This is a genomic window from Pseudoalteromonas sp. PS5, from assembly GCF_004103255.1.
Lineage (GTDB): Bacteria > Pseudomonadota > Gammaproteobacteria > Enterobacterales > Alteromonadaceae > Pseudoalteromonas > Pseudoalteromonas peptidolytica.
On record NZ_RCSQ01000153.1, the window covers coordinates 1 to 10126 of the forward strand.

At 42.6% G+C, this 10126-nt stretch carries 8 protein-coding genes, 1 other RNA gene and 2 pseudogenes; 5 read left to right on the forward strand and 6 right to left on the reverse strand.

Annotation, left to right across the window (positions count from 1 at the left end; translation table 11 throughout):
- Positions 1-52: 52 nt before the first annotated feature.
- Both D9603_RS17200 and D9603_RS17205 read right to left on the reverse strand, forming a co-directional pair.
- Complete coding sequence (locus D9603_RS17200; RefSeq protein ID WP_128732245.1) at positions 53-565, reverse strand: GNAT family N-acetyltransferase; 513 nt, start codon at positions 563-565, stop codon at positions 53-55.
- A gap of 84 nt (positions 566-649) precedes the next feature.
- Positions 650-898, reverse strand: a complete 249-nt coding sequence (locus D9603_RS17205) for a Rho-binding antiterminator (RefSeq protein WP_125253083.1) — start codon at positions 896-898, stop codon at positions 650-652.
- Positions 899-1188: 290 nt separating this feature from the next.
- Here D9603_RS17205 and D9603_RS17210 point away from each other — a divergent pair, with 290 nt between their 5' ends.
- Entirely contained in the window at positions 1189-3369 is a 2181-nt protein-coding gene (locus tag D9603_RS17210) for a fasciclin domain-containing protein (protein WP_128732246.1), read from the forward strand.
- Between the two features lie 371 nt (positions 3370-3740).
- Here the strand turns inward: D9603_RS17210 and D9603_RS22335 are convergent.
- Both D9603_RS22335 and D9603_RS17220 read right to left on the reverse strand, forming a co-directional pair.
- A pseudogene (locus D9603_RS22335) lies at positions 3741-3845 on the reverse strand (transposase); the annotation flags it as partial.
- A 24-nt stretch (positions 3846-3869) separates the two neighbouring features.
- Positions 3870-4346 (reverse strand): DUF1203 domain-containing protein, encoded by a 477-nt coding sequence (locus D9603_RS17220; RefSeq protein WP_128732247.1) that lies wholly within the window; start codon positions 4344-4346, stop codon positions 3870-3872.
- A 465-nt stretch (positions 4347-4811) separates the two neighbouring features.
- On the opposite strand from D9603_RS17220, the pseudogene D9603_RS22195 reads away from it, so the two are divergent.
- A pseudogene (locus tag D9603_RS22195) lies at positions 4812-5051 on the forward strand (transposase); the annotation flags it as partial.
- Positions 5052-5317: 266 nt separating this feature from the next.
- Here the strand turns inward: D9603_RS22195 and ffs are convergent.
- An RNA gene (ffs, locus tag D9603_RS17230) (signal recognition particle sRNA small type) lies at positions 5318-5414 on the reverse strand.
- Between the two features lie 146 nt (positions 5415-5560).
- Entirely contained in the window at positions 5561-6448 is an 888-nt protein-coding gene (locus D9603_RS17235) for a DUF3014 domain-containing protein (RefSeq protein ID WP_128732248.1), read from the reverse strand.
- Between the two features lie 528 nt (positions 6449-6976).
- Here D9603_RS17235 and D9603_RS17240 point away from each other — a divergent pair.
- Genes D9603_RS17240 through D9603_RS17250 form a run of 3 tightly spaced genes read left to right on the forward strand, consistent with a single transcriptional unit; the run spans position 6977 to position 9912 of the window.
- The gene (locus D9603_RS17240) at positions 6977-8116 is read left to right on the forward strand and encodes a patatin-like phospholipase family protein (protein WP_128732249.1); all 1140 of its coding nucleotides are present in this window, start codon (positions 6977-6979) and stop codon (positions 8114-8116) included.
- Positions 8117-8145: 29 nt separating this feature from the next.
- The gene (locus D9603_RS17245; RefSeq protein ID WP_128732250.1) at positions 8146-9324 is read left to right on the forward strand and encodes a beta-propeller fold lactonase family protein; all 1179 of its coding nucleotides are present in this window, start codon (positions 8146-8148) and stop codon (positions 9322-9324) included.
- A 6-nt stretch (positions 9325-9330) separates the two neighbouring features.
- Positions 9331-9912 carry a GNAT family protein gene (locus tag D9603_RS17250; protein ID WP_128732251.1) on the forward strand — a complete coding sequence of 194 codons (582 nt, stop codon included), beginning with the start codon at positions 9331-9333 and terminating at the stop codon, positions 9910-9912.
- Positions 9913-10126 lie beyond the last annotated feature (214 nt).

Here is a 10126-nt window from a genome sequence, read left to right on the forward strand (position 1 = left end):
TTTAACGCAGTTAGCGTCAGATTTGCTCCTTCAAATTGAGCAAGTATTAAGGCTAATCGGCTTTGGACAGTGCATATTCAAAAAAGTACATATTGCCGTTTGCACAGCCTTGCTCTGAAAACCCTTGCTTTTTTAATAAATGAACAGAAGCAAAGTTTGATTTGTCTACACCCGCAATGAGCTTGTGCCAAGAGCCTATTGTATTTGCGGTATGAATAAAGCCTTGAAGTAATTCACTGGCATAACCTTTACCCCAATGCTGCTGTGCTATCACATAACCAATATGCGTGTTAATTTCATTTTCAGTATTAGCGAACAAAAATCCAATGGTTTCTTTATCCTTTAACGTAATTTGCAACAAACGACTTTCAGAGCACATCCTAGTTAACCATTGTTCAGCCTTACTTGCCGAGTCAATATGATGAAAATAAGCAGGCAGGTGTGTTACTACATCAGCGGTCAAAATATAGGGTATCTTTGCTATCAGCTGTTGTATTTGCGCTGTTGAAGTCGTGTTGTCAATTTCATTAACTTCTAACCGCGTAGTTTGAAATGATAATGCCATCACATCCTCGTTTTTTTGCTTGTTCGCTCGATTGTTGAAAAAGTACTATTGCGGTTGAGTGATTACTGAATCAAAATTGCAGGGTCATTCGCTTAAATACACTTCATTAAAATGAGGGTTTTTAGTTATAGCCTCTAATCTGTTTACTAGCTCTAAACATACCAATAGCGGCTCATTTCCTACATGTAGTTTTATACACTCTTCACCAGCCGTGTTTCTCGCAGTATCAATGGCTTGACCTTCTATCACTTCTCCCGTCTTCAACGTCAGTTTTACCATGTAATTAAATACACAAACCATTTCTATATAATCATGTTTGTCGCAGCTGATCATCTCTTTTACTCACCCCATTAGCCGACCAAAGTATATATTAATCAATGATAATATACCGTCCTATTGGCGACTTTATTGCAATAACTTTTAGCGTTTTATTGCATGATTTTCAGACACACAAAAAGCGACTATCGCAGTTAGTACCAAGCTTACTCAGACAACCTTAGCATGAACAAGTTGAGGTTGCTTCAGCGTTATTACCGTAACAGTTCATAAACGTGCTATTAAAAAATCTTTGATCTTAACTTTCCCCCTCAGCGTATTGCCGAAAAACTAACCACCCAACGGAGATGACCGTGAATATCATTGTAAAGCTCGCTCTTGTGGCTTCGTTTAGCACACTCGTGGCATGTTCTAGTGACGATGACCCTGTTATAACCCCCGCACCAGAACCTACCGAAACTTCAATCTATGACGCTGCAAAAGCAGCAGGCTCATTTACTACATTAGTAGCAGCATTAGAAGCAACAGGCCTTGATGCGACACTAGACAATACTGATAATAAATACACGGTGTTTGCACCAACCGACGCCGCTTTTGACGTGCTCGGAGCGGAAACCATCAACGGTTTACTGGCAGATACTGACACGCTAAGCGGCATTTTGACGTATCATGTGATAGGCGCAGAGGTGAACGCTGAAGCTGCACTGTCGCTGGCCGGCCAAACAGCTGAAACTGTAAATGGTGCCAAAATAGCGCTCTCGCTCAGCGGGGATACTTTATTAGTGAATACAGCTACGGTTACGCAAACAGACATAATAACCGATAACGGGATTATTCACGTGATTGATGCCGTACTAATGCCACCAGCTGACATGGCATCAACTCAAAATATTGCTGAGATTGCTACCAATGCGGGAACTTTCACAACGTTACTCAAAGCAGTTGAAACCGCAGGGCTGACCAGTGCACTCACCGGCTCTGACCCGCTTACTGTTTTTGCACCAACAGACGCAGCATTTGCAGCCCTTGGCACAGATACGATAAACACGCTGTTGGCAAATCCAGAGGTGCTTGGTGACATTTTAAAGCAGCATATCCTCCCTGGCAGTGTTGATTCAGTCACGGCAATGTCACTTAACGGCAAGCGTGCAACAACACTGTTAAACAACCAGCTACTTGTAACCATAGACGCTGCGAGTGATACGCTCAAATATGCAGGTGTAACCGTTACGCAAACAGACATCAAGGCGTCAAACGGTGTGATCCATGTATTGGACGCCGTTGTGGTCGCAGATATTGCTGTTCCAGAGTCTCTTGGATTGATCCCCGTAGTTGCACAAAACGCAGGGTCGTTCAACACACTGGTAAGCTTACTTGGCACTACAGGACTGGATCAGACGCTTGCGGATCCCACCACTAAGTTTACTGTATTCGCACCAACAGATGCAGCGTTTGCGGCACTTGGGCAGGAAACTCTGGATGCGCTCGCCGCAGATCCACAAAAGCTTACTGATATCTTGTTATATCACGTCGTGACTGGACAAAGTATTATGTCTGATGCAGCGGCTGCCGTAGCCTCCTCGGACACTAATATGGTAACCATGGCTAATTCAGATAACGCGGCGTTGAACACCGTAAACAGCAAGCTATTCATTGATGACGCTGTTATAAGAACGGCCAATGTCAGTGCTGATAATGGTGTTATACACGTATTAGATAAAGTCATCATGCCACCTGCTGATAAAACACAAACCACCAAAACGATAGTAGATGTTGCAGTGGAAACTGACACTTTATCTACGCTTGTGACTGCGCTAACGGCTGCCGATCTCGTCGATACGCTATCTGACACCAGCAAAACATTCACGGTATTTGCACCAACCAACCGTGCCTTTGAGAAGATCCCAGCAACCACTTTAAACGCACTGCTTGCAGATGTGCCAGCACTTACGAACGTACTTACACAGCACGTTCTAGGGATTGAAGCGTCGGCAACCACGGCGTTAAAACTAAATGGTAAACAAGTGGAAACGCTAGCAGGTAACATGCTCGATATTAATGTGGTCGACTTTGCAGGTTCAGCAAACACAGCATCAGATGCAGTTGCCTACGACATCAGCGGGCAAAGACTAGTTGCGGGTAAAGCACTAAACAAAGCAGGCTTCACTTTGTATGTTTTCGACAATGACCTAACCGCAGATCAAAGTCAGTGTAACGACAGCTGTGCCACGTCTTGGCCACCGGTCATCGCCAACGAGGCACAAATAAGCAACATCCCAGGGTTATCTTTGATACCTAGGCAAGACGGCACTATGCAAGCAGCGTATTTAGGCCGTCCGCTTTACTTTTTTAGTGGTGACACCGAGCAAGGCCAAAACAATGGTAATGGAGTGAACAATATTTGGTGGCAAGTCACACTTCCTACGTCTGGTTTGCAGATAGAAGGTAGCAACGTTATCCAAAAAGACATTTACACCGCCAATGGCGTGGTGCATTTAATCGATACGGTTATAACCACCGTAGATTAAGCAAGTTAAGTATTATTTCCTGACGACCTTAGGTACGGCATCAGCCGTACCTTTTTTGTGAGGCAGCCTTCACTGTCCTCGACGCGCGTGTCATATCATATACCTTAATAAAGTGGTCAATTTTGAGGCGAGAAAATCTTACCTATAACACAGGGAACAACGATGACACCCACTGTTACCTACTCACCAAGTTATGGTAGTTTCTCGTTAGAATTACAAAGAATTATTCATTACTCGTATCAAAAGTGCTTAAGAAAATAAGGTTCTTGCTGGCATTTAAGTACCTCCTGACACTAAAGCCAGTGTGTCGCACACCATAAAGGTACTGCGGTTAACGCAGCTTGAGGGTTATCGCTAAAGAATCTATTTGGTTAAGCCAGCAAATGTTCACAATTTGCTAGATTTGTGCGCCTTCGTCTTTTAGGGGTTTCACAATAAGCGATGAGTACTCGCTCTCGACCAACAGCACCATGGAAAGGCAGCTAACGCCTTAATATCTATTAAACACGTTCAACTCTAAAACTGTAACAACCATAGGCTGCATATCTTGCAATTACAAAGCTAACCTTTTTATTGGTTAAAAATCCATCAAGATCTGTTTCTGCATGTTCTGGTGATGTCAATTTTGCGTCTAATATACGCTCGTTTTCACAGTATGCTTTTAATACAAATGTGTGACCTAAATAATCGATTGCTGACCCATTTGGCAATGGCAGTTTATTAACATCAAATTCCTGACTATTTGAGTTAGCCAACACAAAAATGGGCCCATACTCTTTATACGGGCCTGTTTTAGTGAAAGGACAATAACTGGCCAATATTAGTTTCTCACCAGCCTTTGCACCACGAAGCACATCTCGACATGGTTCACCACCTTTAGCTTCCAATACTTCTACAGGCTGGTTTTGATCGTCTATACCTACATTTCTAACTTTATCTAAGAAATCCGATCTTACAGGTACTATTTTATACTTCATTTGACTCCCTCAATGGCTGACATTTTTATCGACGAAAAATGTCGCATAACAATAGCGTATTCCCCGCCGCATAACAACGGCTACTCATACACCCTCTCTATTACTGTCAACCATAACAATAACTTAATCAGGTGTTACCAAATCAGAAATAGTAAAAGTGTGTCGACTATCGCACAACCATGATACATGAAAAACACCCAGAAATATAAATATGCACAAGCAAATTGATCAAAGTGGGACTTATTATGGGCGCTCTTCTTTAGCCATGTTCCAAGCCCCCATGACTAGACAAAAATATGCTAAATGTACTACTCATATTACCTAAGCTGAATAACTGAAATCATTGGGGAGCAGTTAATGAATTGATCCAAGTCTGCACATCATAAAACTTGAGTATATCTCTTTAAAGGTTTCTAAGATAACCTAGTTCGTCATGCCTTTTGCATAAGGGTCTGCTATTGAGCTCAATCCTATATTGAATTGGTTGGACTCACAGGCCAATGTATTCGGGCCGATAAATATGGCTATATCAACGAAGCACAACCCATACACTCTCGATTAAATATAGAGCCAGAAACTGGATAAAACTTACTACGCAATTTTCACGGTGCAGTTGGCCGATAGCGAACAACAACCGCTTACTGCGAAACACTTCAAAAGCGGCGGCGGACGAATCTAACAAACTGCGAGCGCCTGCTGGCTTAGCAAAACTCACATCCTCCATTCTAGAAATTTCTTACTGTTGCATTCGCAGCGCGTTTTCGTAACTCTGTTGGAAAGCGCCCACGACTTTTCCAATCTACGGGAACACGCTAATAAAGTGTTATTGATCTAACAAGCACAGAATGAGTGTTTTATTTGATTTAGTTTTTAAATTTAAAAAGATAGGAATTAGTATGTTCTAGTATACTTTTGAGTACTATAAATAAGACTTACACTTCAAACAACAAATGAGGAAATTTGGGTGGCAGTCTTACCAGCCACATCCCGGCACACAAGTCATCCGCTGTGGCTGCTTCCTTCCGGACCTGACCAGGTTCACGAACTATTGTTGCGAGAGGACCAATAAGACTACCATTGAGGGCCTTGTTTGGCGCGGTTTGAATTATCTCGAAGATTACAAAAGGATGCAAGGGAAAAGTCAAAAAGCGTGGTTAACTGAGTGATGTTTAAACAGCTAGCCACGCTTTTATGTTTGTTAAGAGGATATTTGATTATTTTTTCAACGCGCTTTTGATTTCTTTCAAGCGCTTTTTCACTTTTTTCATATTTTCTGGACCCATTCGTAAAAACTGCTTTTGCGCAGCCGACAGCTGCTCCCATTCTGCGTAGGCATATTTATAGGTCACCGACTCTTTAATGAGCGGTAAGGCAGTATCCGGAATAGGTGTTGCAAGTAGCTCGTCGATGGCATCCGCTAAGATGCCATTAAACTCGTTCCCTTCATAGCCAATTTCTTCGTATGCTTCTTCAAACAATGGTTTGTATTGGTCATATAATCTTACAACCTGTGCTGTGCTCATCGTGTCAAACATTGCAACGTAAGGGGTGTAACGCTCATAACTATTTGGATCTGTGATAATTATATCGTCATCTATCACACTAAAGTTATCTTGTGGTTTTACTACTGGTGAGTGTTTTTCTGCAATTTTTCCGTTAGCTAAATTATCCACATACACCACAGTGCGACGAATTACATCATCATCAGCTAATAACTTGACCGCTTGATTTGACATAAAATTAGCAACGGCTGCTTTTATTTCTGTATCGCTTTGTGATAACGACGGTAAAACTGGTGCTTCAGGCTCCGCGATTGCGGTGGGTGCAGGTGTTTCTGGCTCACGAGTGTCTGGTATTTCGCGCTCAGCCTCGGGCTCTACCAGCACTTCTGGTTCGACTTCTGTTGCAGTATTCACAACTGACGTTTGTGCTGGTTCTGGTACCACAATATCCTGTTTAACCTTTTGATTTTCCGATGGCGGAGTATCTTTTTGTGCGAGCACAAAAACAGCCACAATAATTAATGCTAATACAACTACTGCGGCAAACAGTAATTGGCTGTTAGAAGGTTTTTTGTTGCCTTCTCGATGATTCTCTGACATGGGGACTCCCTCTTCGTCATTGTTGATACGCGTTAATGTAAAACTATCACCAAATACTTGACTAATAACTTAATGCGCGCTGAAACCCTAAAAAAATGCGTTGTGGTGCAAACTCTGACTACACCTTGTTCAAACATTTGATCTTAATAAAAATACTTGAGCACCGAACTTAAGTTCAGTACATTGAAGTTAAACTAAATCGCCACTTCATTAAATACAAAATCGCGCCAATTAGCGACCAAATTAACGCGCTAGTTTGTTAAAATTTGTTTGTGCCACCTTAGCGTTTTAGTGCTTTACCTTCAAAATAATAATCTAGGAGCGAGTGTTTCAGACAACTTGGGTTTTAGCTTGGTTCAACTAGAATAAATAATACAATCTACAGGCGACTTAAGGACACAGTGGCAGTTTACTACTAAAAATAACGTATTTACTGGAGTTATCAACTCTTTGTATCTATCGCATTACAACATCAACAAAGATAAATAACGCATAAAAAGACCAATTTGAACAGCAGGATAGCCTCTTTTGAGAAAGCACAGAACGAGTGATAAAAAAATTGCATTACTTCTGACCGGAGGTGGTGCAAGAGCCGCGTATCAAGTAGGCGTACTCAAAGCATTAGCACAAAGTATGCCTCGCACCTCCCCTTTGCCATTTGACATCATTACGGGCACCTCGGCAGGTGCGATAAACTCGGCAGGTATTGCATGCTATGCCTCTTGCTTTCATTTAGCCGTAAAGAAAGTAGAGTATATCTGGAAAAACTTCAGCACAGATATGGTCTATAAAAGCTCATTTTCAGGTGCGTATGGTCACTTATTAGTAAACATGTTGCGAAGCTTTCAAGCGCAATATCTTAATCAGCCACCAGCAAGCTTACTAAACAATTCACCGCTTCGAAAACTGCTGGCAAATGTACTTGATTTAAATCGCATTGACCATAATTTACATCGCCGTTTTCTTGACGCCGTCGCAATTACAGTTTCAAGCTATTCAACTGGTAAGTCCGTAGCGTTTTATCAGGCAAACAATGCCACTCCTTGGCAACGCTCAAAACGGGTCGGTGTGCCTGGCAATATATCTCTAGATCTGCTCATGGCAAGCTCAGCCATACCTATGGTATTCCCAAGTGTTAGGGTTAAACACCATTATTATGGCGATGGTTCTATTCACCAACTTTCTCCATTAAGTCCCGCAATTCACTTGGGGGCAGATAAAATCTTTGTGATTGGCGTAGAACAGCCTAAACTGCCTCAGCCGCTTGGGTACGAGCCGCATTTCCCTGGAATGTCTGTGGTTGCGGGTCATCTCCTCGATAGCGTATTTAGCGATACCTTAAACTCAGATATTGAGCGGCTAGAACGAGTCAACCGAACTGTGAGCCTGTTACCAGCCCGAGAAAAGCATAAAGAGCTCAAACGGATCGATCACATGATAATCAACCCTAAGCTCAACTTTAGCGAAGTCGCTGATCATTATTATGATGATATGCCATTGGCCATAAAGCTATTGCTCAGGACTATGGGGGTTAAAAAACACTCACCGTCGAGTTTAACCAGTTACTTGCTTTTTGAGAGAACATACACCCAAAAACTTATTGAGCTTGGGTTTGAAGACGGCATGAATCGTTTGGATGAAATCAGAACATTTTTGGAACTCCAGTAAGATTTAAAATAATAAAAACAGGTAGTAAAATGTATAAATTTGCAATAAGCGCATTTGCATTTATCGCACTCGGAGCCATGCCATTTAGCGCGATTAGCAATACATTCGATGTGGTTCAGACCATCCAAAATAACACAGCAGGGTTTAGTGGCTTAGATAACCCTAGAACGCTGCGTTTTAACCTTCAAGGTACGCAGGCTGTTGCAGTCAGTGGCGATGACAACGCATTGGTTACATTTGCACTCAACGAAAATGGGCTCTTGTTCCAAGATCAACACTTTCAATCGAGCGATACTCAGCCACTATTACTTACTGGCGCATCTGATGCGGTATTTGTAAATAGCAACCTCATTCTTAACACTAGCTTTTACGATGGCGCCTTGAATGTGTTTGCAAAAGATAACGCGGGTAAGTTTAACCTTGTGCAAAGCTTTTCTGATGAAGTGTCTTACAAAGTGGTGTTTGATCCGACCAAGAACACCTCTGCCCAAGACACCCTGGGCTTATTTGCACCTTGGAAAATTAGCTTAAGTGATGACAAAAACGACGCCTTTATCCCAAGTTATAAAAGTAATACAGTCACTGCTTTTAAGATAACCTCAGCAAACAGAGTGACGTGGCTCGGCCCTATCGATGGCACTGAGCAGACTGATATGGGTGGGCCTGTAGATGTGTTAGTAAATAAAAAGGTTGATGAGCTTATCGTTGCAGGGTACGAAGGTGATGTCATTACGCTATGGCATCAGACCAACGGCACTTATGCGATGAAGCAGCGCATCGTTAAAAACGGCAGTAACCTGCGCGCCCTCAGTAAACCACAAGCCTTGGCATCAAGCCCAAACTTTACTGTTTTTTATGTTGCAGCAGCAGGCAGTAGCAGCATTTTAGTATTTGAGCGTCAACAAAACGGTCGATACCATTTGCTCCAAACCATTGATGCAAGCCAAGTAGGCAAGCCTCTAGATGGCGTATCTAGCATATTACTTGATGCTGATGGCAAAAGATTGTACGCAGCCTCTGAAAGTAGCTCTGGCATTGCTGTGTTTAGTGTTAGCGCGACGGGCAAGCTCACACATATCGAAAATTTTGATGATTTGACCAATCCCTTAGCCAATATATCAGCCTTGGCTTTTATGGCTAAAACAAATCTCTTAGCTGTACCTCTTGCAAAACAAGATACCATCAAAATACTCAAAATAAGGAAGTAGTAACGCATGTGGCCAACTAATAAACCCCTGATAGGACACCACGTCACCCTTGAACCATTATCAACAACACATATTGATGCGCTGGAGCGGGCTGTACAAGACGGTGAAGCGTGGAAGCTTTGGTATGCTAATGTCCCCACGCCACAGGATATGGAACGCTATGTTAACACAGCGATAAGTCAAGCACCTGAAGGGAATCTTGCCTACGCGGTGAAGCTAAATAGCAGCAACGAAATCGTAGGAACCACCCGCTATTACAATGCAGATATCGCTAATCGTCGCGCCATGCTGGGCTATACTTGGTACAGCGATAAAGTGCGTCGAACGGCGGTAAATACGGAGTGTAAACTTTTGCTGTTACAGCAGCTTTTTGAAGATTTTGATGCCATTGCAGTCGAGTTTAGAACCCACTTTTTTAATCACGCTTCTCGAAGTGCTATTGAGCGCCTTGGTGCTAAGCTAGATGGTATCTTACGCAGCCACCAAATTGGTAGAAATGGTGAGTTAAGAGACACCGTAGTGTATTCGATTATCGCCTCAGAATGGCCCACCGTTAAGCAGCATTTATTGAGTAAACTCGACAAGTAACTCGAAAAAGCATAAAGATCGCGGCGAAAACCTGCTCCCACTTCGTGTTGTAGGAGACGCTTTATGCGCCGAGCTATGAAAACAGAAAAAACACAAGATCGCAGGGTAAAGCTGTTCCTACTGCGTGTTGTAGGAGGCGTTTTATGCGCCGAGCTGTGAAAACAGAAGAACACACAAGATTGCAGGGTAAAGCTGTTCCTACTGCGTGTTGTAG